Genomic DNA, 23,821 nt, shown 5'->3' with positions numbered 1-23,821 from the left:
CAGTGACGGATACGTCCAACGTCTGGCCCAGCTGACCACAAGATCGAGGAAGCCCGGCTGAGTCCGGAGATGTTGTGCGAGCGCGCGGCCGGGCTGCTGGCCGGGCGGATCGGCTGCGGCATCGACGATGCTCACGCCCACCTGCGCGTGCTCGCGGCCCAGCGCGACTCCGACGTCGGCACCGTCGCCGCCGCGGTGATCGCCACGCTGGAGACCCGGAGACCGCTGCCGTCGACCGGGCTGCAGATGTTCGAGGCCGAGGCATGGCGAGGCGTGCCGCCTCCGCCGGCGGCGCGGCCGCGCGCACTGCCGACCGTGCCGGCCGGGGTAGGCGCTCCGGGCTGGGCGGCCGTCGTGCAGCAAACGCTGGACGGGCTGCCGGGGCGTCACATTCTGGTCAGCCCCGAACGTGATCGTCACGGTGACATCGTCGACTATCGGGTCGCCGCCGTCAGCCCGTCCGTGGTGGACCTCTCAGGGCGTAGCGGTGGGCAGTTGCTCGATGAACGGGTGAGCAAGGTCTACCCGGAGATCGTCGGTGGCCCGGTCTGGCGCGCGTGGTCCGACGCCCTCGGCGACGGGCAGGGCCGGACCCTCGCTCCCGTGCCCTACGTGCACCGCGACGGCGGGCACGCGACCGAGCATCTGCTCACCGTGCATGTCCAGCCGGTCGGCGAGGGCCTGCTCAACACCTGGATCCGCCAGGACGACCATACGCGTCTCGCCGAGCGGATCGCGCAGACCGAGCGTCTCGGCGTGCTGGGCTGGGGGGAATGGGATCTGGTCACCGACGCGACCGTCTGGTCCGAGGGCCTCTACCGGATCTACGAGCGTGACCCGGCCGACGGACCCCTGCCACGGGACGAGTCGGACGCCCTCGGGCTGCCCGAGGACGAGCCGCAGCGCCGGCACGCGGCCGAGGCGTTCGGGCGGGGCGAGACCGTCGACGTGACCACCCGTGCCCGCATCAACGGCAAGGTCAAATGGCTTCGTGCCGTGATCGACGCGATCCGCGACACCGACGACCGGCCGGTCAAGATCTACGGCATCATTCAGGACGTCACTGCCCGCGAGATCAGCCGGCTCGAGCTCGCCGAGGTCCAGGAGCAGCTCCGGGAGCACCAGCGCAGCCTGGCCGCCGAGCATCGCGTGGCCACCCAGCTTCAGCAGATCGTCATCCCGATCCCGGTGGCCCCGATCGAGCTGCCCGGGCTGCGCGTCGGTGTGCGGTATCTGCCGGCCGAGCGGGCCGGCCGGGTCGGCGGCGACTGGTACCACGCCGACGTCGGCGCCGACGGCACCATCATCCTGGCCGTCGGCGACGTCGCCGGGCACGGCCTGCACGCCGCCACGACCATGGCGAGGCTGCGGCACGCCTTTGCTGCCCTGGTCGTGACCACGACCTCGGAGCCGGCCATGCTGCTGGCCCACCTGAACCGCCTGCTCTGCACCACCGGTCCCCGGGCTGCCGCCCCCACGGCCACCAGCGTCGTCGTTCGCTATCAACCGGCGGACCGCACCCTGACCTGGGCGCAGGCCGGACACCCCGGCCCGCTGCTGGCCAGCCGCGGGCGCACCATCGAGTTGGACCGGCCGCCCGGGCCGCTGCTCGGCGCCGTTCGTCAAGCGTCCTACGCCACCGCCGTCCGGGTGCTGGACCCCGACGATCTGCTGGTCCTGTATACCGATGGGCTCATCGAAAATCGGTCACACACCATGCGGGAGGGCCTCAGCGGCGTGATCGAGCTGCTCGACCGGGTCAGCGCCTCCGACAGTCCGCAGCCCATGGAGGACTTCCTCAACCAGATGCGCCGGGCCAACCCCGAAGACGACACCTGCGTGCTGGTCGCCCGCCGGACCCCGCACGGGCCTACGCCATGACGGGCGGCCGTCGTGTCTGAGACCACCGGCCCGGTGAGCCTGCTGCGCCGCGAGTTCGCACTGGCGGGCCTGGTGGAACTGCGGCATCAGGTCGAACGAAGCGCGCTCCGGAACGGCGTCCGTGACATGGCGCTCCATCGATTTGTCGTTGCGGTAAACGAGATCACCACCAACGCTGTACGTCACGGCGGCGGCCGCGGCCGTCTCGAACTCTGGCGCACGGTCGGCCGCCTGCACTGCCGGATCACCGATCACGGTCCGGGCCTGCCCGCGGGCCACCGGACGGTTCGCCCCGGAACGCACACACCAGCGGCCGCGGGCTGTGGCTCGCCCAGCGGAGTTGCGACGAGCTGGTCATCGAGACGAGCGGCCACGGCACGACGGTCCTCCTCTCCGTGCCGACCGGGATCGGATAGGCGATGACGCGCGCCCGCGGCTCACGATGACCCCCTGGCCACGAGGACCGGGCATTCCGCATGGTGCAGGAGATGCAGCCCGGTCGATCCCAGCAGAGTGCCGCGGATGGCGCCTCGGCCACGGCTGCCGACGATCAGTAGCCGGGCCTCTCGCGAAGCGTCGACCAGTTCGGTGGCGGCGCCGTGGTGACCGGTCCTTGCCTCGACGGCCATGTCGGGAAACTTGCGTCGCCACGGCGTCAGCTGCTCTTCCAGGCGAACACGTCCCCCGCTTTCCTTCGGGGTGAGCCGGCGGATGACGATCAGCGGGCGGTCGTGTGCCGCCGCGGCCGAGAAAGCCGTCTCGAGCACGTGCGCGGTGGCGGGCGAGTCGTCGACGCCGGCGATGATGGGACCGTCCGGCTGCGCCCGGCCACGGACGACCGTCACCGGGCAGAAGGCGTGTGTGCCGAGCCGCTGACTGACCGAGCCGAGCCGGAGCCCGGCAAACCCGCCTCGGCCCCGGCAGCCGACCACCATGAGCTCGGCGTCGCGCGAGAGAGCGAGCAGACGGGCGGCCGGCTGACCGATGAGAACGTCGGTCCGGATGTCGAGTGCGGGCGTGACCGCGCGGGCCCGAACCGCCGCCGCGCTGACCATCGCCGAGGAGGACGACCACACGCGCTCGACGTAGGTGCTGCCGTTCGCTTCGCGAGCCGCGCCCGAGTCCCACTCGAGGACGTGCACGATGCGCAGTGGCAGCCGGCGGCGGCCGGCCTCGGCGGCCGCCCAGGCGACGGCGTCGTCGCCGGAGTCGCCGGCCGTCCCGACGACGATGGCACGAGTGCTCACAGCGGTTCTCCTTCGCGTTGGCCGACCGGGACCACGACCACCGGGCAGGGCGCATCCAGGGCCACGGTCAGGGGCACGTCGCCGGTACGGACCCGCCCGATGACGCCGCGCCGCTTGTCGCCGACCACCAGCAGACGCGCCTGGAGGCCGGCTCGGATCAGACCATCGGCGACCGATCCCGTCGTGGTGCGGTGCTCGACCGGCACCGCGGGATACTTCAGCTCCCAGGGCTGGGTCTCCCGCTCCGGCAGGCCGGTCGGCTCGGGTTCGCCTTCTTCCGCGACGTGCATGGCGACCAGCGGTAGACGATGGTGCGCGGCATACGCGAACGCGAAGGCGAGCGCCAGGTGGCCCGCGGCACTGCTGTCGACACCGACGGCTACCTGCTCGGCGGTGGCCGTGCCGGTCCGCGCCACGACGACCGGGCAATGGGCGTTGCGGAGAACGCGGCGTACGGTGCGGTCGCCATCCCCCGCGCCGATGGCCAGCAGCCGGACGCCGGTCGACGCGTTCACCATTGCGGTCGCCGGGGTTCCGCTGACGATGCGCAACGCGGCCCGCCGGGTGCCGAGCCGTGTGCGGGCCCTCGTCAGCGCTCGGGCCAGATTCGGGTCGACGAGCTCAACCTGCGCCGGATCCGGCGTTGCCGGCCCGGCGTCCAGCGCGGACCCGGGCACGCACACGTGCAGCAGCACGAGCCGGCTGCCGGTGCGCTCGGCCTCATCGATGGCCCAGGCGAGGGCCGGCCAGCTGCCCACACCTCCGATTCCCGCGGCGATCGATCGGTGCATCATCGCTCCCCTGCCCGGCGGTTTGGTTCGGCACCACCTTCCCGCGGCGACCCGACCCGGGGCAGAGCCGACCGACCCGCCCGGGACGGCAGTTCGGCACTGCCCGGGACGACCCGCCCGAGCTGTACTTGACCTGTGACCGCGGCGTGTGGACGCGGCGGCGGTCAGAACGGAGGCGCACCATGTCGGTCGTGCGGCTGGAGCATCTGACGAAGACTTTTCCCGGGGCTACGACGGCGGTCGACGACCTGAGCTTGACCATCGGTGACGGCGAGTTCCTCGTTCTTGTCGGCCCGTCCGGATGTGGCAAGTCGACGGTCCTGCGGATGATCGCCGGGCTGGAGGACGCGACCAGCGGTGACGTGTTCATCGACGACGAACGGGTGACCGACTGGGCGCCCAAGGCTCGCGACATCGCCATGGTTTTCCAGAACTATGCCCTCTATCCGCACATGACGGTGCGCCAGAACATGGGCTTCGCCCTCAAGCTGCAACACGTCGACAGCGGCGAGGCGCGGGAGAAGGTGGGCCAGACCGCGGTCCTGCTCGGCTTGTCCGCCCTCCTCGAGCGCAAGCCGGCCGCCCTGTCCGGCGGGCAGCGGCAACGCGTGGCCATGGGCCGGGCGATGGTGCGCCAGCCGCGGGTCTTCCTGCTCGACGAGCCGCTGTCGAACCTCGACGCGAAGCTGCGGGTCTCGATGCGCGCCGAGCTCGCCCGGCTGCACCAGCGGTACCGGATCACCACCGTCTACGTCACACATGACCAGGTGGAGGCGATGACGCTCGGCGATCGGATCGCGGTGATCGACAAGGGAAAGCTACAGCAGGTCGGCACGCCGGAGGAGCTTTACCGGGCGCCGGCCAACCGGTTCGTGGCCGGGTTCATGGGCTCGCCGAGCATGAACTTCGCGACCGTTCGGCTCGATGTCGCGGGTGGACGGGTGACGGTGCGGCTGGGCGGCCGGGATCTCGAAGTGCCCGACGCGCTGCTCCGTCGGCCCGGTCTGGCCGCCTACGCCGGGTCCGTGGTGGTCCTCGGCCTGCGCCCGGCCGCCTTCTCGCTGACCGCGGCGCCCGAGGAGGCCGCGATCACCGCTGTGCCGCTGGGCGTGGAATCGCTCGGGGACGAGAAGCATCTGCTGTTCACGGCCCCGCCCGGCGACGCCGATGGGGAGGGGGACCGGACCGCCGCCGGCGGCGCGGACGACATGCCCGTCACCGTGGACGAGACGGCCGGCGCCCAGTTGTGGACGGCCAAAGTCGCACAGCGCGCGGACCTGGCGATCGGGCGCCCGGTGCGGCTTGCCGTCGATCTGCGCGACGCCTATTTCTTCGATCCCGGTGACGGGGAAGCGGTCGGGAGGGCGATGCCCGCCGGTCCCGTGCCGGCCGAAATGGTCCACTGAGTGGCCGGGCCGTGTCCGGCGCCGGTCAGCCGTCGTCGTCCGCTCTGGTGGATGTTGTCCGGCTGCGCCCCTTCCGGCGACTCTGGCTGGTCTTCGGCCTCTCGTCGGTGGGCGACTGGTTGGGGCTACTGGCCACCTCGTCGTTCGCCTCGGCTCAGCTGAGCTCCTCGGCCGCTCAGGGCGCCGCGTTCGGTGGCGTGATCGCGGTGCAGTTGCTGCCATGGTTGATCCTCGGCCCGATCGCCGGCTTCGTCGCCGACCGGTTCGACCGGCGCCACACCATGGTGGCGGCCGACCTCGCACGGTTCGCATTGTTCGCATCGATCCCGCTCATCGCCGAGGTGTTGCCGGAGCGTGCGGCGGCCGTTGTCTGGGCGGCAATCGCGTCGTTTCTGGCACAGGCCGCGGCGATGATCTGGACACCGGCCAAGGAGGCCGCGGTCCCCAACCTGCTTCCGCGAGACCGGCTGGAGACCGCCAATCAGCTGACGATCACGACCACGTACGGGATCGCTCCTGTTGTGGCCGCTCTCGTGTTCGCCGCCGCCGGGCGTCTGCCGAGCGCCGGACTCGTCGACGCCCCCGCGGTGGCTCTGTACTTCGACGCCTTGACCTTCCTCGCCTCTGCCGCGGTGGTCGCTCTCGGCGTCCCGGAGATCTCCGGCCGGGGCGGCGCTCCGTCCCGGGAGTCCGCCGGCGACGCGATGCGCACCGGCTGGCGCTTCCTCGCCGGATCCCGGTTGATGCGGGGTTTGACCGTCGGACTGGTGGGCGCGTTCGCGGGCGCCGGGATCGTGGCCGGTGCGGCGAAGTTCTACGCGCGCACCCTCGGCGGCGGCGATTCGACGTTCGGACTGCTGTTCGGTGGCCTGTTCGTCGGATTCGGCCTGGGAGTCGCGGCCGCTCCGGCCCTGCTCGCCGGTCTGTCGCGGCGGCGGGCCTTCTGCCTGGCGGTGATGCTCGCCGGGCTGGCGGTCGTCGCGCTGGCAGTGATGCCGCGTCTGGGCGGCGCGCTGGCCGTCGTTCTGATCGTGGGCCTCGGCGCCGGTGCCGCCCTGCTGCACGGGGTGACGATCCTGGGTGCCGAGGTTCCCGATCAGGTACGCGGTCGCGTCGTCGCGTTCGTGCAGACGTCGGCACGCGTCGTGCTGTTGCTGTCGGTTGCGGGCGCGAGCGCGGTCGCCGGTGCGGGGCCGGGCCTGGCCGTGGCGTCCGGCCGGCTGCTTCTGATCCTGGCCGGACTCTGCGCGGCCGGGGCCGGTCTGGTCGCGCTGCGGCAGATGGACGACCGGCACGACGTGCCGCTGCTCACGGATTTGCGGACTGCGCTTTTGCGTCACCGATGACGGGCGTCGAGGACGGGCAGGAGCGCGGTCGACGATCGGCGGCGATATCTCGGACCGGCGTTGCGGTGACCGCTCAGCGCGGGGTCCAGGCCTGCACGGTCTGCAGCTGCCGGATGGTGGCGGCACAGATCCTGCAGTAGGCCGCGTACACGTCGGGCGCGGACATGTGCGGCAGGTCGTGGTCGAGCAGCGTGAGTACGTGGCTGAGGGCCTCGGCGAGGGCGCGGGTGGCCTCCTTCCGGCTGATCCGGCCGCGGGCGAGGAGCCGGTCGTAACCGGCCTGCGCCGCCCGATCCGCGAAGTGGCCCGGGGCCTCATCGGCGTCCGTGTGCGGCAAGGCGTAGCGACTCCTCAGATCGCGCAGCAGGGTCACCTCGCGCTGCTGAGCGCCGGCGAACTGGGTGGGGAAGGCGGCGTACCGTTCGCCGAACGCAAGCATCAGGTCATGCGCCACGCGAACCCGCTCGGCCAGCTCCGCCAGGTGCGCACGCTGGTCGAGATCGAGGCTGCCGGGCGGGCAGCGGAGCACGTCGGCGCCGGCGAAGCCGGACGGGTCGGTCCAGGCGGGAACGCGTACGGGCCGGTCGGTGGCAAGCATGATGGGCTCCTTTCCTGCTGCCCTCATCATGCAGACTGCCCGCTCGGCGTGTCTTGCGCCCGGGCCGAAGGGTGCTCCGCGCGCAGGACCGAAGACCCGGTCAGCCGGCGTGCACGTGCGGCCGCCGGGCGGGATCGGAGGCGTGCCGGCGGAGGATCTCACGGGTCATCGGCGCTACCTCTCCGTGCCCGAACAGGAGATATCGCAGATAGTTGGACGCCGGGTTGCCCTCGCTCCAATGGAAGTAGATGTGGGGGCGGTGGCCGGTGTGGTCACGGATCTCGAGCAGCAGGGCGGCCAGCGCGTTGGGCACCGCCGAACTCTCCAGGGCCAGGACACGGTAACGGTGGTGCCGGACGGATCCGCGTACCAGGAGGTCGGCTTCGAATTCGGACGGGTCGGAGACGGTGACCTCGATGAAGACGACATCGGCATCGGCGGGCAGGTCGTTGTCGGCGGCCGTCCGCTTCAGCGCCTCGTGGTATTCGCCTTCGGTGTGGGTGCGCGGCTCGTGGGCGATCAATCGAAGGGTACGCCGTGAGCAGTCGCGGACGAAGCGCTCGGCGACCGGGTCGAGGTCGATGCGGGTGGCGCGCAGGTCGAGCGAGCGGTGGACGCGGGACACCACCGACACGACCATGATCGCGGCGGTGAAGCATCCGGCGATCTTGACGCCGTCGGGCCGCTCGGCGACGTTGACCACGGTGGTGTACGCGAAGACCGCGGTGATCGTGGCGAACACCGCGGTCCGGGCGCGGTGGTGCCCGCGGGCCTGGGCGAGGGTGACCGCCATGGCGGCCGAGGTGATGAGGACGAGCACGCCCGTGGCGTACGCGCTGCCCTGCGAAGTGACGTCGGCCCGGAACATCCAGGTGATGAGGAAGGCGACGGCGGTCAGGGTGAGGGTCAGCGGCCGGGTCGCACGTGCCCAGCCGGGCGCCATCCCGTAGCGGGGCAGATAGCGGGGGATCAGATTGAGCAGCCCGGCGAGAGCGGAGGCCCCGGCGAACCAGAGGATCGCGATCGTGACGGCGTCGTAGACGGTGCCGAAGAGAGGACCGAGATTCTGGTGCGCCAGATAGGCCAGGGCGCGGCCGTTGGCCTGGCCGCCGGGCCGCAGCGCCGCCGGTGGAATCAACAGGGTGGTGACGAGGCTGCTGGTCAGCAGCAGCACGCTCATCGTCGCGGCGGCGGTGGTGAGCAGGCGCCGTGCGCCGCGGATCCGGCCGGCCGGATGGGACTCGGTGTCGCCGGTGCCGCCGCGTATCTGTGGCATCACGGCGACGCCGGTTTCGAACCCGGACAGTCCGAGGGCGAGCTTCGGGAAGACGACAAGCGCGACGCCGAGCATGAGCACCGGGTTGCCGTGGCGGGCGGTCAGCGCGGCGCTCCAGTCGGAGACGATGACCGGGTGGGTGGCGATGCGCCGGAGCCCGTCGGCGATCACGATCGCGTTGAGCGCCAGATAGCTGCCGACCAGGGCTACGGCGATCTCGATGGCATCGGTGAAGCCGCGCAGGAACACGGCACCCAGCAGCGCGAGGAGCAGCAGGGTGATGAGCACGGCATGACCGTGCAGCGCGGCGGGCCAGAACGGGTTCTCGTCGAGGTGCGCGGTCGCGTCGGCGGCCGACAGGGTCATGGTGATCATGAAATCGGTGGCCGCGAATCCGAGTAACATGAGCACGAACAGCTTGCCCCGCCAGTACGACAGAAGGCGGTCGAGCATGGCGATGGAACCTTCACCGTGCGGACTGGCCGCGGCGACCCGGCGGTAGACCGGCAGCGCCCCGAACAGCGTCACGGCGACCAGGACGGCGGTGGCGACGGGGGAGAGGGCGCCGGCGGCGAGGGCCGCGATCCCCGGCTGGTATCCGAGCGTCGAGAAGTAGTCGACGCCGGTCAGGCACATCACTTTCCACCACGGGTGGCCGGCGTGCGCCGCCGGGCCGGGTTCGGACATCAGCCAGCCGCGTACGGGACGGCGCCGGGTGTCCTGGATCGTCATGGCTGCCTCCGTCAACTCCTCATCGGAGCGTGAAGCAGAGACGGCCGGAGCGAACGGGCACAAGGTCCCTTCCCGGCAAGGCTATCGGCGGACGACCACGAGCGGGCATGCCGTGCGTCCGGTGAGCCGCCGGACGGTCACACCGAGCGAGCCGGCACCGGTTACCAGCAGCGCGGCGTCGCGACTGACGGCGGCGAGGGCGCGTGCCGGATCTTCGTCGTGCAGGATCTGCCGCTCGATCGCGGGCGCCTCGTCGCTTTGCAAGGCGTCGTAGACGATGTCGGCGAGGAGCCGATCGCTTTTCGCCGCCTCGTCGTGAGGCCCTGGCTCCCGCTCCGCCCAGACGTGCACGATCCGCAACGGAACACCCCGGCGGTGCGCCTCGTGGCTGGCGTAGGCGAGAACGGGCGCCCAGTTGTCGTCGTCGACCGCCGCCATGACGACGGCGCCGACGCTCGCCGGTGTCGCCGGCGCGGTCGAGTTCACGGTGCCGCCTCGAGGCGTGCCGGCGCCGGCCGGACGATCACTGTCGGGCAGCCGGCGTGACGCAGCAGATGGCGGCTGACCGAGCCGAGCAGCAGCCCGGCGATCCCGGCGTGGCCCCGATCGCCGACGACGACCAGTTGAGCGGTCAACGACCAGTCACGTAGTAGCCGGCGGGCCGTCCCCCGTCGAGCGTGACGACGAATCCGCAGGTCGGGGTGACGTTCGGCGATCCCGGCGACGGCCTCGGCGAGCACGCGGCGCTCCTGGTCCTCTCCGGACCAGAACTCGTACGTCATGGGCAGGCCGGCGTTCAGCTCGGTGCCGTCGCTCCCCGTCCAGGCGTGCAGCGCGACGAGCTCGGCCTGGCGCAGTGCGGCCTCTTCCGCCGCGAACTCCAGCGCGGCGATGGATCCGCTCGACCCGTCGACGCCGACGACGACGGGCCCGTCCGGGTGCTCCCGGCCGCGCACGACGAACACCGGGCAGCTGCTGTGGGCCGCCAGCTCATCCGCTCTCGCCTCGCCGACGACGAGGAGGGCCGCATCGCGCGCGGCCGCCAGGAGCTCGGGCCCCGTCGGCAGCACGCGGAGGCTTCGATGTCGCAAGGCGGCCTCCCGCTGGGCGGCCTCGGCGATGATCTGGCTGGCCGGCGAGTAGTCGATGCCGGCGATGACGGGCGCACCCGGGCGAGTGATCATGGCAGCCCCTTCGGTTCACGAGCCCGCCGGCGCCGCCGCGCCGACCGGTGACCGTCTTGACGACGGTGGGTCTGGCGGCTCTCCGGCCGTCCTTTGCTCCCGATCGCCGCGTACGCGACGCCGGCGGGCTCAGTTCGAGCGTTGCCCGGATTCGCGGCCGTCGTCAGGGCCATTGGTCCTCAGCTCGTGGCGCCCCGGCCCCGCGGCACCGGCTCGGCGCCGGCGGGCTCCGATGCGGGCACCGGGATCACCACGACCGGGCAGGTCGCCTTGCGGATGCATTCCTCGCTGACCGAGCCGAGGACGGTGCGCCGGACCCGGCTGTGCCCGTGGCTGCCGAGTACCAGCAGGTCGGCGGAACGCCCGGCCCGGGCCAGCGTCTCACCGGGGCTTCCCTCGATTACCTCGGCCGCCACCGGCAGATGCGAGCCGTGCCGCGCGACCAGGGCGTTGATCTCGTCGTCGAGCATGCGTGCGGCGTGTTCCTTGGCCTCACGCGGGTTGGTCGCGGTGACTGGGCCGAATTCGACACCGTCCCACGACCAGGCGGTGACGGCCTCGATCGCGCTGCCGCGCGCGTCCGCCTCACGGACCGCCCAGTCCAGCGCGCGCCGTCCACCCTCCGACCCGTCCACGCCCACGACGATCAGATGCCGGCTAGCCATGACAACTCCCTTCGACGCCGCCCGGCGTGGGGCCGGGCGTCCACCGGACTCCACGGTGCGTGCCCGGCCCGGCCTCCGGCAGGGCCGGAGGTCCCCGCCGCACGGGAAGGAAGGGTCTTCCGGCCCTGCCGTCCGGCCGCGGGCGGTCCTAGCGTCGGCGTAAAGGAGGCAACCCATGAAGAGCTGGACCGTGGACGATGTGATGACAAAGGCGGTCGTGTCCGTGGACCAAGCCGCGTCGTACCGCGCGGTCGTGGACACGCTCATCGGGCGCCGGGTGAGTGCGGTACCGGTCGTGGACGAGTTTCAGCACGTCACCGGCGTGGTGAGCGAGGCCGACCTGCTTCGAAAGATCGAGTACGCCGGTGACGACGCGCCCCGGATGTTCGAGGGCCGGCGCCGGCGCGGCGAACGCGGCAAGGCTCGGGCGCGGACAGCGGCGGAGCTGATGAGCGTCCCGGCGGTCACCGCGCTCACCGGCACCTCGGTCGCCTCGGCGGCGCGCAAGATGGACGCCGAGAACGTCAAGCGCCTGCCGGTCGTGGACGAGCTCGGCCGCCTGGTCGGCCTGGTGACGCGCGGCGACCTGCTCAAGGTGCATCTGCGCCCGGACGACGACATCCAGGCCGACATCGAGTCCGGCGTGCTGCTCGGGACGCTCAAAGGTCGCGCCGACGACGTCACGGTGACGGTCGAGGACGGCGCGGTCACGCTGGAGGGCAAGGTCGAGCGGTGGTCCATCGCCAGCGGCGCCGTCCGGATGACCCGGCAGATCCCCGGTGTGGTCGACGTGGCCGACAAGCTCAGCTACGACTACGACGATCGTGCCGGCGGTCCCGGCATCGCCTTCGGCGTCGCCTGAGGGCCGGTCACGAGTACGGCCCACGCGGGCCCAACGGCCCTGGTCGCGACACGCCGGAAAGCGGACGGTGACGAGGAGACGGTCGTGAGGAGGCTGCCATGTCCGGCCTTGAGCCATTCGACGGCACCCGTGAGACGGACATCGTCGTAGGCGTGGACGGGTCACCGCCGTCGAGGGCCGCCCTGCGCTGGGCCCTCGAGCAGGCGATGCTGACCGGTGCACGCCTGCGGGCCGTCATCGCGTGGGAGGTGCCCACGTACACCGGGTGGGGCTCCATCCGCCACGATGACCTCGGCGGCGCCGCCGGCAACCTGCTCGCCGAGGTGGTGCGCGACGCCCTCGGGTTCGACCCGCCGGACGTCGACGTGCTCGAGACCGCCCTGCCCGGACACCCGGCACAGGTGCTGATCGACGCGTCGGCCCACGCCGCCCTGCTGGTCGTCGGCTCCCGCGGGCACGGCACGTTCGCCGGGACGCTGCTCGGCTCGGTGAGTCAGTTGTGCGTCCAGCACGCGCACTGCCCGGTCGTCGTCGTCCGCGGCAAGCACTGAGCGGGCACGCCGATGGGACCTCCGGCGGGACCGGCGCACGCTGGCGACGATGGTCGTGCTGCCGATCCTGCTGTTCGTCGTCTTCGGCTACGCCGCCAGCTTCGCGGACCCCGACCCGTCGACCGGGTGAGCGACGCCGACCTGGCTTTCCTCGCGATGGACCGGGGGCCGGTTCCGGAGCAGATCGGGGTGGTGCTGGTCTTCGACAAGCCGGTCGCCGCGGACGACTGGGCCCGGCTGCTGGCCGAGCGGTCGGCACGGGTGCCGCGGCTGCGGCAGCGGCTGGTTCCGGCGCCGCTCGGCTGCGGATCGCCGATCTGGGCGGCCGACGAGGCCTTCGATCCGCGGCGTCACCTCGGCACGGTGCGGTGCCCGGCGCCCGGCGACGACCGGGCGTTGCTCGACGTGGCCCTGCGAGAAGTGCTCCGGCGCCTGCCGCGTGACCGCCCCCTGTGGCGCGCGGTAGTGATCAGCGGCCTGCCAGGCGGGCGAGCGGCGCTCGTGCTCATCGCCCACCACGTGCTCAGCGACGGCCTTGGCGGCCTCGCCGTGCTGGCCCAGCTCGTCGACGACGCCGAGCCGGCGGAATCGTCGCCGGTCGCCGGCCGCCCGGCGACGACGCTGCTCGCGGCGGATGCCTGGAAGCGCCGGGGTGCGGCGCTGAGATCGGCGCCGGACCGGTTGCGGCGGCTGGGCACGGCGATGCGGGCGGGTGGCGGCTTCCATCCCGTACGCCTGCCGCCCTGCTCGCTGCTGCGGCCCACCGGCGACCGCCGCCGGGCGGCGCTGGTACGCGTCCCTCTCGGGGCCCTGCGCGACGCCGCGCACCGCCGGGACGCCGGCGTGAACGCCGCCCTGCTGGTCGCCGTGGCCGCCGCGGTGAGCAAGCTGCTCGCGGAGCGAGGCGAGACCGTCGGATCGATCACGATGGCGGTTCCGGTGGGGACGCCGCGGACGGCGGGCGACGCGGCCGGAAACGCGGTCAGCCCGCTGGTGGTGTCGGTCCCGGCCACCGGCCCGGCCGAGCAGCGCCTCGCCCGGGTCGCGGCCGAGGTCCGCCGCCGCCGCGCCTCCGCGGCGGGCCCCGCGCCGATCACCATGCTGGGCGGCATGTTCCGGCTGCTGGCGGCGCTGGGTGGCTACCGGTGGTACATGACTCACCAGCGGCGGTTGCACACCCTTGTCAGCAACGTCCGAGGCCCGGCCGGCCCGGTACGCCTCGGCGGCGTGACGGTCACCGGCATGATCCCGATCGTGACCGGCGGCGAATCCAACATCACCGTCATGTTCCTCGCATTGTCCTATGTCGACACGCTCACCGTCACCGTGATCGCCGATCCCGGTTCCTGCCCCGATCTGGATCAGCTCGCCGGATTGCTGACCGCCGAGCTGGCCGCGATCGCCCGGGCCACCGATGACCAATGACCCTGACAAGGGGAGCACCGGCCGTGGACGGTTGGTCGTGAGGTGGTTTCCATGCGAACGCGAACACGACGAACGGTGAGTGCGCTGGCGGTTCTCGCCGTCACCGCGATGGGTCTGATGGGGGCCCGGCCGGCGGCGGCCGCCGACGCGACCCCGTACCGGGCGCAGACCTTCACCCGCGGCTACGACACCGCGAAAGTGGTGAGCCTGACCTTTGACCTGGACTGGCGGACCGGGACGGCGGCCGAGAACGCCGTCAGCAAGGCGAACCTCGAGACGGTGCTGCGGGTCTTCGCCGCCAACGGCATCACCGGCGGATTCGGCATGACCGGCCGCTTCGCCGAGCAGAACCCGGCCGAGGCCGCGAACGTCGCGGCCCAGGGCCACAAGATCTTCAACCACAGCTACAGCCACCCGGACTTCATGACGCTGACCCAGGCCCAGCGATGGTCCCAGCTCGATCGGGCGGAGACGGCGTTGCGCAACGCCGGCATCGCGTCGGCCGGCTGGTTCCGGGCGCCGTACCGCTCGGGCTATCTGGACCCTGGCCTCAACCGTGACCTGTCGCTGCGCGGCTACTACATCAACCTGGACTGGACCTTCGACACCACCGGGTATCAGGCGGCCGACTGGGCGACGGTGAGCGCCCGCATCGACCGGTACACCGTCCCCGGGGCGATCATCGTGATGCACGTGACCACGCCGTCCACCGACCCCGGCAACCTTCAGCTGATCATCAACAAGCTCAAGGGCATGGGGTACGGCTTCGTCAGCCCCTGGCAGGCCGTGACGCGCGGGCTGATCCGCGGCAAGTGGCTGGCCGCCGGCGGCCAGCGGTCACACTTCGGCGCGGCCCGGACCGCCGAACTGGACGCCACCACTGCGGACACGGCCGTGCAGTGGTTCGTGGGCGGCCGCATCTACTACGCGCCGGCCACCGGCACCCACTCGGTCTGGGGCATGATCCTTTCCAAGTACAACGCGCTGGGCACCGTCCGGTCGGTGCTGGCTTTCCCGGTCACGGACGAGACCGCGGCGGCCGGGGGCGGCCGGTACAACAACTTCCAGGGCGGCTCCATCTACTGGTCGCAGGCCACCGGGGCGCACGAGGTCCGCGGCGCCATCCGCGGCAAGTGGCTGGCGGTGAGCGGTCCGGCCGGGTTCCTCGGATACCCGATCTCCGACGAGGTGCCGCTGACCGGCGGCGCCGGCTCGCAGTTCCAGCACGGCAACGTGTACTGGGCGAAGGCGTCCGGCGCGCACGAGGTGCACGGCGCCATCCTCGGGCGCTACCTCGCGCTGGGCGGCATGAGCAGTCGCCAGGGCGCGCCGACCAGCGACGAGTACACGGTCTCGGTCGGCCGGCGCAGCAACTTCGCGCACGGCGCGATCATCTGGAACGCTGCGGCCCGCACGATCACGGTCGTCTACTCCTGACGCTCCGGGCGGCCGGTCCGGCCGCCCGGGCTCCGCCTCTGCCCAGCGTGCGGACGTATGCGGGCCAGCCCTGGGCCGTCTCCAACCAGCACAGCTCGCCGGTGGGCGGCGGCAAGGGCGGAGGGTCCCGGACGAACCGGTCCGGCCGGATCATGGCAGTGGCAGACGACCGACCAGGTATTCCTCCCACATCATCGGCGGCGGCATCCGATGAGCGGCCGCCACCTGGCGAAGGACCTACGGCCCGCCCCGATGGGACCTCGCGCCCTGCCGCCGTGGGTCGTCGCGCCGCACTCTCAAGTGAGGAGCTTGAGAGGAGCGGTCATGAGAGTCCAACCCATCATCGTCGGCGCCGACGGCACCGACTCCAGCAAGGCGGCGGTGAGGTGGGCGGCGCGCGAAGCGCAGCGCCGTGGCTTGCCGCTGCGGGTCACGCACGTCTTCGACTGGGAATGGCGCGAGGCCCGGTACGACGACAGCGGCGTCTATCTGGACGACGCGCGGAAACAGGCCGAGGGCATTACCTCCAACGCCGCCTACGAGGCGACGGTGGTGGCGCCGAAGCTGTCGATCGAGGGCGACCCGGTGATCGGGCACCCCGCCGCCCGGCTCATCGCCGAGGCCGAGCACGGGCAGCTGATGGTGCTGGGCAGCCGCGGCCGAGGCGGTTTCGGGAGCTGCTGCTGGGTTCGGTGAGCCAGCGGGTCGCCACCCATGCGCCGTGCTCGGTGGTCGTGGTCCGCGGCCGCGGCGACGTCACCGAGGGTCCGATCGTCGCCGGTGTGGACGACTCGCCGGCCGCCGACGGTGTCCTGGAGATCGCGTTCGAGACCGCCGCCCGGGACGGCGCCCCGCTCGAGATCGTGCGGTCGTTCCTGCCGGCGGTCCCCCTGTGGATGGACAAGAAGGCGGACGCCGACTCCGTGACGCCGGAGGCGGACGCGCAGGAGCGGGCCGGCCTCGAGCTTCAGCTGACCCCGTGGCGGGAGAAGTACCCGGACGTGCCGGTCGAGGTGACGGTCACGCACCGCGGTATCGCCTCGGTGCTGGTCGAGGCGTCGCACCGGGCGCGATTGATGATCGTCGGCAGCCGTGGGCACGGCGTGATCTCCGGAACTCTGCTGGGATCGGCCGGACTGCAGTTGCTGCATCATGCGGACTGCCCGGTCTACATCGTGCGGGCGACGAGCTGACGACGACGGCGACCGCCGCCCGCGAATCGCGGGCGGCGGCCTGTTTCCACCGGCTCGACGATCAGGTGAGCTCGGTCTTGGCGACCTTGCCGGAAGCGGTGAGGGGGAGCGCATCGCGGAACTCGACGAGCCGGGGGTACTTGTACGCCGCGACGCGCTCGCGGCAGTAGTCGATGATCTGAGTGGCGGTCGGGGAGTGCCCGGGCGCGGCCACGACGAAGGCCTTGACCTCCTGGCCGAGCCGCTCGTCCGGAACGCCGACCACCGCGGCCTCGGCGATGTCCGGATGCCGGTAGAGCACCTCTTCCACCTCGCGGGGGTAGACGTTGTAGCCGCCGCGGATGATCAGCTCCTTCTTGCGGTCGACGATGAACAGGAAGCCGTCGGTGTCGGCGTAACCCAGATCGCCGGTGTGGAACCAGCCACCGCAGAACGCGTCCGCGGTGGCGACCGGGCGCCCGCGATACCCGCGCATCGTGTGGTAGCCGCGGGTGACCAGTTCCCCGATGTGGCCGCGGCCGGGCGGCAGACGGCGCCCGTTCTCGTCCCACACCTCGACCTCGACACCCCATACCGGCTTGCCCACGCTGTACGCCCGGCGATCCTCCGGGCTCAGGTTGAACGTGATGGTGGAGGCCGTCTCGGTCATCCCGTAGCCCTCCAGGATCGGCACCTTGAAGCGCTCCTCGAACGCGTCCATCACGTGCGCCGGGATGGCGTCGCCCCCGGAGACGCAGACGCGCAGCGACGAGGTGTCATAGCGAGCCGGCCCGTCGTACGCCAGCAGGGCGCCGAACATGGTGGGCACGCCGTCGAAGATGGTGGCCCGATCGCGTTCGATCGCGGCCAGCACCTTCTCCGCGGTGAAGCGGGGCACCAGCGACAACGCCGCGCCGAACCGGATGGCCAGATTCATGATGCTGGACATGCCGAAGACGTGGAAGAAGGGCAGGGCCGCGACCGCCACGTCGTCGGGACGGATATCGAACAGCCGGCCGGGCACGTCCGCGTTCATGTAGAGCTGGAAGTGGGTGAGCTCGGCTCCCTTCGGCACGCCGGTCGTGCCGGAGGTGTAGACGATGGCGGCGGTGTCGCCGGGCGAACGGTCGCAGAGCGGCAGGGGTTCGGCGACGGGGGCGAGCATCTCGTCGAAGCTGCCGGCTCCCACGACGTACAGGTCGGCGACGCCCGCTTCCGCGGCGCCCTTGCCCGCCTCGGCGGCGGCGCCGGCGAAGGTGATCAGCGCCCGGGCTCCGGAGTCGGCGAGCTGGTACGCCACCTCGGTGGCGCGCAGCATCACGTTGAGCGGCACGACCGTTGCGCCGGCCTTGAGGATCCCGTAGAAGGCGACCGGGAACTCCGGAATATTGGGTAACTGCAGGCCGATCGCGGTGCCCGGGCGGACGCCGCGGGCGATCAGGCCCGCCGCGACGGCGTCGGAGCGGGCGTCCAGCTCGGCGTAGGTGACGATGCCGCCGTCGTGCATCAGCGCCGGCGCGTCGGGGCGGGCAGCGGCCGACTCACGCAAAATTACGGCCAGATTCAACATGTCGGTTTCCTTCCGAACGGGTACGGGCTCGGGCGCGTGGCCGCCGGGGCACGGCGTGCCGCGTCGGCGGCCGCATCAGGCCCACCTCGTCGACCACGGCGGCGGCGAAGGCGGCGGCTTCCGGCACGGCCGAGAAATCGGTGGTGACGCCGAACGCGGCCTGTCCGCCGTACGTCATCACCGCGATGCCGACCCGCATACGCTCACCGATGGGCACGTAGGGCAGGATCTCGCGGACCGGCCGGCCCAGGATGAACAGCGGCACCGGCGGTCCGGGCACGTTCGTGGTGACCGTGGCGAGGCCCCGCTGAGGCAGGCTCAGCGCGGTGCGGATGACGAACGAGACGACGCCGTACGGCTCCTGGTCGGCCAGAGCCACCAGGGCGACGCCCGCCTCGACCTCGCGCCGCTCCCGCAGCTCGGCGATGCGCTCGTGCACGGCCCGCAGCCGATCCATCGGATCGTCGAGCTCCACCGGCAGGTCGAGCAGCAGCGAAGCGATGCGGTTGTCGAAGACGTGCCGCGCCTCCTCCTGCCGCACGTTGACCGGCACCAGGGTGCGGATCGCGCCGGCCTCGGGGTTTTCGCCGCGAGCCAGCAGGGTTCGCCGGAACGCGCCGGCGACGGCGGCGAGGTAGACGTCGTTGACGGTGACCTTGTGGTGCTGGGCGACAGCCTTGATGTCGGCCAGCGGCATCCGGGCCACGGCGTAGCGGCGGGCCCGGCCCAGCGTGCCGGCGAGCGAGGTGGGCGGGGCGGGCAGGAACGCCTCGGCCAGCGCGGTGGCGCCGCGGGCGATCTCGGCGAGCCGCTCGGCGGCGCGGCCCGGGTCGTTCATCGCCCCGGCGATGCGGCGGGCCTGCTCGAACGGGATGCGGGCGAGCCGGCCGAGTGCGTCGAGCGTGAGGTCGAGGTCACCGGAGACCGGCTCGGGTCGCCACTCGTCGGGGACGGGCGGGCGGGACTCCGGATCGGTGTCGCAGATCAACCGGTACAACTCGTTGCCAGTGACCCCGTCGAGCATGCAGTGGTGCACCTTGGACAGCAGCGCCCACCGGCCGTCCTCGAGTCCCTCGATCAGCCAGTCCTCCCACAACGGCCGCTCGCGATCCAGGCGCTGGGACATCACGCGGCCGATCAGTCGTTCGAGAGCGGCGTCGTCACCGGGCGCGGCGAGCGCCGTGCGCCGCAGGTGGAAATCGAGGTCGAAAGCGGGATCGTCGGCCCACAACGGCCGGCCGAGATTGAACGGCACCCGGCGCACCTTCTGCCGATAGCGGGGAACGAGCGCGAGCCGCCCCCGGATCGCCTCGGCGAACTCCGCCTGGTCCGGTGCCGGGCCGTCGAGCACGGCGACCGACGCGATCGCGAGCGAGGCGTGCGGATCCTCATCCTCGACGTCCAGGAAGGAAGCGTCCAGCGGGCTCAGATAATCCACGATGCCCTCCCGAGGTCTGTGGTCACCTCCTGTCACCGTCGCTCGGCGAAGGTCCGCTCACCAGGGTCCTCCGGCCCGTTCCGGCGTGACCCGGACGGGGTCAGGCTGGAAACATGACCACGAGCATGGCGGGACACGGCAAGCTGGAGATCGCGTACGAGGTGGCGGGTCCGCCGGAGGGTGAGCCGCTTCTGCTGATCATGGGTCTCGGGTTGACGATGGACTTCTGGCCCGAGTCGTTCCGTCGTCTGCTGACCGAGCGCGGCTTCCGGGTCGCCCGCTTCGACAATCGGGACGCCGGCCGCTCCACCCACCTGACCGGCTTGGGTACCCCGTCCATTCCCGCGATGTTCGCCCGGCGCTGGGACGGATACGGCCTGGCCGATATGGCGGCCGACGCCATGGCGGTCCTCGATGCGCTGGACTGGGGGAGTGCGCACGTGATCGGGGTGTCGCTCGGCGGCATGATCGCGCAGACGCTCGCGGGCCGGCATCCCGAGCGGGTGCGCAGCCTGACCTCGATCTCCTCGACCCCCTCGCCACGGATCGGCCGGCCGGGCCCGCACGTACTGCCGGTGCTGCTGGGCGGTCCGGTGCGGGATCGCGAAGCGGCGGCCGAGCGGATGGTCCGCGTCTTCCGCATCATCGGCTCACCGGCCTACCCGCACGACGAGGCCGCCATCCGCGCGGCCGCGGCCCGCTCCTTCGACCTGGCGCACGACCCGGGCGGCATCCGCCGGCAGCTGGCGGCGATCATGTCCGCGATGGACCGCCGGCCGATGCTGCGCCGGTTGCACGTTCCCGCCCTGGTCGTGCACGGCGACGCCGATCCGCTGGTGCGACCGTCCGGCGGCCGTGCCACGGCCCGCGTGCTCGCCGGCTCGAAGCTGGTGACCTACCCCGGCATGGGCCATGATCTGCCCGCTGAGCTGCAACCGGACATCGTCGGTGAGGTCGCCGCGGTGGCCGGGCGGTGGTCGCCGGCGCGCTGAGCGTGGCACCATGTGCCTCAGGTCACAGGGGTCTGCGGGGGTGGTGCGACATGGCGAACGGCAAACGGGTGGGACTGGTGCTGGGCGCGGGCGGAACGCTCGGCGCGGCGTGGACGATCGGCGGCCTTTCCGCCGTCGAGGAGCGCATCGGCCGTCCGCTGAACGAGGTCGATGTCATCATCGGCACCAGCGCGGGCAGCATCGTGGCGGCGGCGCTGCGGCACGGTTTCACGCCGGCCGAGCTCGTCGCGCATCAGCTCGGCGAGGGTAGCGAGCATCTGCCGGGCGCCCACGAGTTCGAGCACGACTCCGGTCGTTTTCCGCCGCCACCGCGGCTGCGGCTCGGGTCGGCGCGTCTGCTGGCGACGGCGGCGCTGGCGCCGCACAGCGTTCATCCGACCGTCCTGGCCAGCGCCCTGGTCCCGCAGGGACGCTCCGAGCACCGCACGCTCCGGCGGTACGTGCAGGCGCTGGTGGCGGACGACCCCGATCGGTGGCCCGAGCGCCGCACGTGGATCGTCGGCGTCGACTACGAGTGTGGCCGGCGGGTCGTCTTCGGCCGCCCCGGCGAGCCCGCGGCGTCTCTGCCGGACGCGGTGGTCGCGTCCTGTTCGATCCCTGGCTGGCATCAACCCACCAGGATCGGCGATCGTCGCTACGTCGACGGCGGCGTCCGGTCGGCGGCCTCACTCGACCTGCTGCATGACGAGCGGCTCGACGAGGTTTTCGTGCTGGCGCCGATGGCGAGCCGGGAGACCGACTGTGCGCTGCGGCCCTCCGTGCGGGCCGAGCGCGCCGTGCGACAGGTTTTCACCGCCCAGCTCGACCGTGAGCGGCGCAAGGTGGAGCGGGGTGGCGCCCGGGTCACCGTTCTGACGCCCGGCCCCGCCGACCTGGCGGCGATGGGCATCAACCTGATGGACGGCCGGCGTCGCCACGAAGTGGTGCACACCGCGCAGGCCACGATTGCCGCGGCGTTACGACGCGAGTCGGTGGTGTGCCGCATGCCGGGCGGCCCGTCGAGGAGGTGGTCCATGGCGGCCGCGACTCGCAGGCCGCTCTCGCGGGTGATGTGCCCGAGCGACGCGCCGGTGCCGGTCGCGTGATGCTCCTCGGCCCGCAATGGGGCCCGCAGCACCGCCGACACCCGCGGATCCCGCAGCGGCCCGGGCAACGGCTCGTTCGCCACCAGGTCGGACTGCACGATCACCCGTACCGCGGCGTCGACCGGTTCGACCATGTATTCGATGGCGGCGATCGATCGCTGGGTGAAGGACACCAGGCGGGTGGAGTGGACGCGGATCGCACGTCCGGCGGCGGATTCCCATTCGACCTCGCGGCGCAGGACGCCGTCGCGCAGATCGAGGACCCGTTCGTGCCGGCGGAGCCGGCCGTCCCGGACGTCGAAGGGCTCGTCGTCGACCATGAGCCGGATCAGTTTGCCGTTGGTGATGTTGACGATGGTCTGACCCGACTCCGGGTAGCCGTAACCGCCCTCGGCGTACGGCAGGGGGCGCAGTTCGTAGAACGAGTTGAGATAGGTGCCCGGCAGAGCGTGCGGGTCGCCCTCGTCCAGGTTGCCGCGCAGCCCGATGTGGCCGTTCGAGAGCGCGAAGACCGATTCGGACCGGGCGAGCACCTGGGTGTCGAGGTGCGTCTCGCGCACCTGCCACGGTTCGACGGGGTAGGCCGGATGTCGGATCACGGGGCGCCTCCGCTTGCCCGGACAACGATGTCGACCACCATCCTCCGCTGCGTCCGGCCACGCGCCATCGTCCGCGTCGCCGATCTCGCGGCGGCCGCGGACCGAGGCGTCCGCGCCAGTGTCAGACGGCGCGGGCGGGCGTTGCGCGCGGTCAGGGCCGCTGTCGCCGCCGGGCAGGTGGCCCCGGCCAGCTCGGCCACCCGTTCGGCCGGCGAGCTGGCTCGACGCCACGCGCTGCGCTGGCGGTCGGTGCCGGTACCGCGGGCCGCGATCGTCAACAGTCCCGGCCGTACGGGCTGATCGTCGCCGAGCCGGGCGAGTACCGGTCCGATCCGATCCATCAGCCGGTCAACCAGGTTTCCAGGCCCTGGTGGCCCGGCCGGTCCACGGGTCGATCGCCGGACCGCCGAGGCCGGGCGCAGCCGGCACGGGCTGTCCTCCGGCCGGGTCGAGGAGGAGAAACTCCTCCTCGACCCCGACCGTCGGCAGGCGGCGGCCCGGCACGGTGATCGTCCGATCAGCTGGCCGCGTTGATCGGACGTACGGTCGCGGCCGGCTCGACGCGGCGCTGGGCGGCCGCCGACTCCTGGTCCAGGAACCGGCCGAGCTCGCCGATCGTGCTCATCAGCGGAGCCGGGAAGACGACCGTCGAGTTCTTGTCGACCGCGATCTCGACCAGCGACTGCAGGTTGCGCAGTTGCAGGGCGAGCGGGTGGGCCATCATCGTGTCGGACGCGTCGCCCAGCGCCGAGGCGGCGAGCGACTCTCCCTCGGCGTTGATGATCTTCGCTCGCTTCTCCCGCTCGGCCTCTGCCTGGCGGGCCATCGCGCGCTTCATGGCGTCGGGCAGCTGGATGTCCTTGAGCTCGACCAGGGTGACCTCGACGCCCCAGTCGACGGTGCTGGTGTCGAGGATCTGCCGGATGTCGATGTTGATCCGGTCGGTCTCGGACAGCGTCTCGTCCAGGCTGTGCTGGCCCACGACCTTGCGCAAAGTCGTCTGGGCGATCTGGTTGATGGCGGCGTTGACGTTCTCGATCGCGATGACGGATTTGACCGCGTCGATGACGCGGAAGTACGCGACCGCGGAGACATCGACGCTGACGTTGTCGCGGGTGATGATGCCCTGCGACTGGATCGGCATGGTGACGATGCGCAGCGACACCCGGTGCATGACGTCCGCGATCGGGATGAGGAAGCGCAGGCCGGGATCCCGCGCGCCGACGATGCGCCCGAGACGGAACACGACGCCGCGCTCGTACTGCTTCACCACGCGGACCGAGAGAATCAGCACGACCGCGACGACGGCCGCGACGATCAGGGTGATGACCCAGGCATTCATGGGGGACTCCTTCGACGCGATGCCCGCCGGGCTGGTTGCCCGGTTTGGCGGCGCGTGACAAGTCCACGTTCGGCCCGTCGTCGCCGCCGAACCAGGGCCGATGGTCCTGGCTGGCATGCCGCCGGTGTGCCGACGCCGTTCGCCGCACGCCCTGCTGCATGCCGAGGACCCGGCTGCCGCACTGGCGATGCTCAGCTCATG

Annotated in this window: 21 protein-coding genes and 2 pseudogenes; 12 read left to right on the top strand and 11 right to left on the bottom strand. The window is 71.9% G+C overall.

Translation table 11 applies throughout. The features are described from left to right. The first annotated feature begins 69 nt into the window (after positions 1-69). Entirely contained in the window at positions 70-1,881 is a 1,812-nt protein-coding gene (locus ACZ6TB_RS00575; protein WP_465549010.1) for a PP2C family protein-serine/threonine phosphatase, read from the top strand. A 12-nt stretch (positions 1,882-1,893) separates the two neighbouring features. Next, entirely contained in the window at positions 1,894-2,304 is a 411-nt protein-coding gene (locus ACZ6TB_RS00570) for an ATP-binding protein (RefSeq protein ID WP_465549008.1), read from the top strand. Between the two features lie 14 nt (positions 2,305-2,318). Here the strand turns inward: ACZ6TB_RS00570 and ACZ6TB_RS00565 are convergent, their stop codons facing one another. Together ACZ6TB_RS00565 and ACZ6TB_RS00560 are read right to left on the bottom strand one after the other, a co-directional pair. After that, a complete protein-coding gene (locus tag ACZ6TB_RS00565; RefSeq protein WP_465549006.1) occupies positions 2,319-3,128 on the bottom strand; it encodes a universal stress protein in 810 nt (269 codons plus the stop codon). Beyond that, positions 3,125-3,919 (bottom strand): universal stress protein, encoded by a 795-nt coding sequence (locus ACZ6TB_RS00560; protein ID WP_465549004.1) that lies wholly within the window; start codon positions 3,917-3,919, stop codon positions 3,125-3,127. Before ACZ6TB_RS00560 ends, ACZ6TB_RS00565 begins: the two co-directional genes overlap by 4 nt. A gap of 182 nt (positions 3,920-4,101) precedes the next feature. On the opposite strand from ACZ6TB_RS00560, the gene ACZ6TB_RS00555 reads away from it, so the two are divergent. Further along, positions 4,102-5,325, top strand: coding sequence for an ABC transporter ATP-binding protein (locus tag ACZ6TB_RS00555; protein WP_465549002.1), 1,224 nt, complete (start codon positions 4,102-4,104; stop codon positions 5,323-5,325). 11 nt (positions 5,326-5,336) lie between these two features. Then, positions 5,337-6,671 (top strand): MFS transporter, encoded by a 1,335-nt coding sequence (locus ACZ6TB_RS00550; RefSeq protein ID WP_465549000.1) that lies wholly within the window; start codon positions 5,337-5,339, stop codon positions 6,669-6,671. Between the two features lie 73 nt (positions 6,672-6,744). On the opposite strand, the gene ACZ6TB_RS00545 is transcribed toward ACZ6TB_RS00550, so the two are convergent. The 5 genes from ACZ6TB_RS00545 to ACZ6TB_RS00525 all read right to left on the bottom strand — a co-directional run bounded on the left by ACZ6TB_RS00545 (position 6,745) and on the right by ACZ6TB_RS00525 (position 11,126). After that, positions 6,745-7,269 (bottom strand): DUF2202 domain-containing protein, encoded by a 525-nt coding sequence (locus ACZ6TB_RS00545; protein WP_465548998.1) that lies wholly within the window; start codon positions 7,267-7,269, stop codon positions 6,745-6,747. Positions 7,270-7,369: 100 nt separating this feature from the next. Further along, the gene (locus tag ACZ6TB_RS00540; RefSeq protein WP_465548996.1) at positions 7,370-9,277 is read right to left on the bottom strand and encodes an APC family permease; all 1,908 of its coding nucleotides are present in this window, start codon (positions 9,275-9,277) and stop codon (positions 7,370-7,372) included. 81 nt (positions 9,278-9,358) lie between these two features. After that, the gene (locus ACZ6TB_RS00535) at positions 9,359-9,763 is read right to left on the bottom strand and encodes a universal stress protein (protein WP_465548994.1); all 405 of its coding nucleotides are present in this window, start codon (positions 9,761-9,763) and stop codon (positions 9,359-9,361) included. Beyond that, the gene (locus ACZ6TB_RS00530) at positions 9,760-10,461 is read right to left on the bottom strand and encodes a universal stress protein (protein WP_465548992.1); all 702 of its coding nucleotides are present in this window, start codon (positions 10,459-10,461) and stop codon (positions 9,760-9,762) included. The genes ACZ6TB_RS00535 and ACZ6TB_RS00530 overlap by 4 nt, the downstream gene beginning before the upstream one ends. Positions 10,462-10,640: 179 nt before the next feature. After that, positions 10,641-11,126, bottom strand: coding sequence for a universal stress protein (locus tag ACZ6TB_RS00525; protein WP_465548990.1), 486 nt, complete (start codon positions 11,124-11,126; stop codon positions 10,641-10,643). 175 nt (positions 11,127-11,301) lie between these two features. Between ACZ6TB_RS00525 and ACZ6TB_RS00520 the strand changes: the two genes are divergently transcribed. The 6 genes and pseudogenes from ACZ6TB_RS00520 to ACZ6TB_RS00495 all read left to right on the top strand — a co-directional run bounded on the left by ACZ6TB_RS00520 (position 11,302) and on the right by ACZ6TB_RS00495 (position 16,594). After that, positions 11,302-11,988 (top strand): CBS domain-containing protein, encoded by a 687-nt coding sequence (locus tag ACZ6TB_RS00520; protein ID WP_465548988.1) that lies wholly within the window; start codon positions 11,302-11,304, stop codon positions 11,986-11,988. A 98-nt stretch (positions 11,989-12,086) separates the two neighbouring features. Beyond that, positions 12,087-12,539, top strand: a complete 453-nt coding sequence (locus ACZ6TB_RS00515) for a universal stress protein (protein ID WP_465548986.1) — start codon at positions 12,087-12,089, stop codon at positions 12,537-12,539. Between the two features lie 126 nt (positions 12,540-12,665). Next, positions 12,666-13,964: a wax ester/triacylglycerol synthase domain-containing protein gene (locus tag ACZ6TB_RS00510; protein WP_465548984.1), complete on the top strand. Its 1,299-nt coding sequence runs from the start codon at positions 12,666-12,668 to the stop codon at positions 13,962-13,964. Positions 13,965-14,015: 51 nt separating this feature from the next. Continuing rightward, entirely contained in the window at positions 14,016-15,401 is a 1,386-nt protein-coding gene (locus ACZ6TB_RS00505; protein WP_465548982.1) for a polysaccharide deacetylase family protein, read from the top strand. A gap of 57 nt (positions 15,402-15,458) precedes the next feature. Then, positions 15,459-16,084: pseudogene (locus tag ACZ6TB_RS00500) on the top strand (universal stress protein); the annotation flags it as partial. A 9-nt stretch (positions 16,085-16,093) separates the two neighbouring features. Continuing rightward, the gene (locus ACZ6TB_RS00495; RefSeq protein WP_465550268.1) at positions 16,094-16,594 is read left to right on the top strand and encodes a universal stress protein; all 501 of its coding nucleotides are present in this window, start codon (positions 16,094-16,096) and stop codon (positions 16,592-16,594) included. A 61-nt stretch (positions 16,595-16,655) separates the two neighbouring features. Here the strand turns inward: ACZ6TB_RS00495 and ACZ6TB_RS00490 are convergent, their stop codons facing one another. Together ACZ6TB_RS00490 and ACZ6TB_RS00485 are read right to left on the bottom strand one after the other, a co-directional pair. Beyond that, positions 16,656-18,143, bottom strand: a complete 1,488-nt coding sequence (locus ACZ6TB_RS00490) for a long-chain-fatty-acid--CoA ligase (protein ID WP_465548980.1) — start codon at positions 18,141-18,143, stop codon at positions 16,656-16,658. After that, a complete protein-coding gene (locus tag ACZ6TB_RS00485) occupies positions 18,115-19,581 on the bottom strand; it encodes a WS/DGAT/MGAT family O-acyltransferase (protein WP_465548978.1) in 1,467 nt (488 codons plus the stop codon). The genes ACZ6TB_RS00490 and ACZ6TB_RS00485 overlap by 29 nt, the downstream gene beginning before the upstream one ends. 113 nt (positions 19,582-19,694) lie before the next feature. Between ACZ6TB_RS00485 and ACZ6TB_RS00480 the strand changes: the two genes are divergently transcribed. Beyond that, positions 19,695-20,573, top strand: coding sequence for an alpha/beta fold hydrolase (locus ACZ6TB_RS00480; RefSeq protein WP_465548977.1), 879 nt, complete (start codon positions 19,695-19,697; stop codon positions 20,571-20,573). 50 nt (positions 20,574-20,623) lie between these two features. Beyond that, positions 20,624-21,679 carry a patatin-like phospholipase family protein gene (locus ACZ6TB_RS00475; protein WP_465548975.1) on the top strand — a complete coding sequence of 352 codons (1,056 nt, stop codon included), beginning with the start codon at positions 20,624-20,626 and terminating at the stop codon, positions 21,677-21,679. Here the strand turns inward: ACZ6TB_RS00475 and ACZ6TB_RS00470 are convergent. Together ACZ6TB_RS00470 and ACZ6TB_RS00465 are read right to left on the bottom strand one after the other, a co-directional pair. Further along, positions 21,601-22,278: pseudogene (locus tag ACZ6TB_RS00470) on the bottom strand (family 65 glycosyl hydrolase); the annotation flags it as partial. The gene ACZ6TB_RS00475 and the pseudogene ACZ6TB_RS00470 sit on opposite strands and share 79 nt — an antisense overlap. A gap of 517 nt (positions 22,279-22,795) precedes the next feature. Next, positions 22,796-23,620 (bottom strand): slipin family protein, encoded by an 825-nt coding sequence (locus ACZ6TB_RS00465; protein ID WP_465548973.1) that lies wholly within the window; start codon positions 23,618-23,620, stop codon positions 22,796-22,798. Positions 23,621-23,821: the final 201 nt, after the last annotated feature.

This window comes from Actinoplanes sp. NPDC051537 (assembly GCF_055586105.1).
The sequence above is the reverse complement of the archived record's forward strand: the minus strand, read 5'-3'. Positions and strand labels throughout refer to the sequence as shown.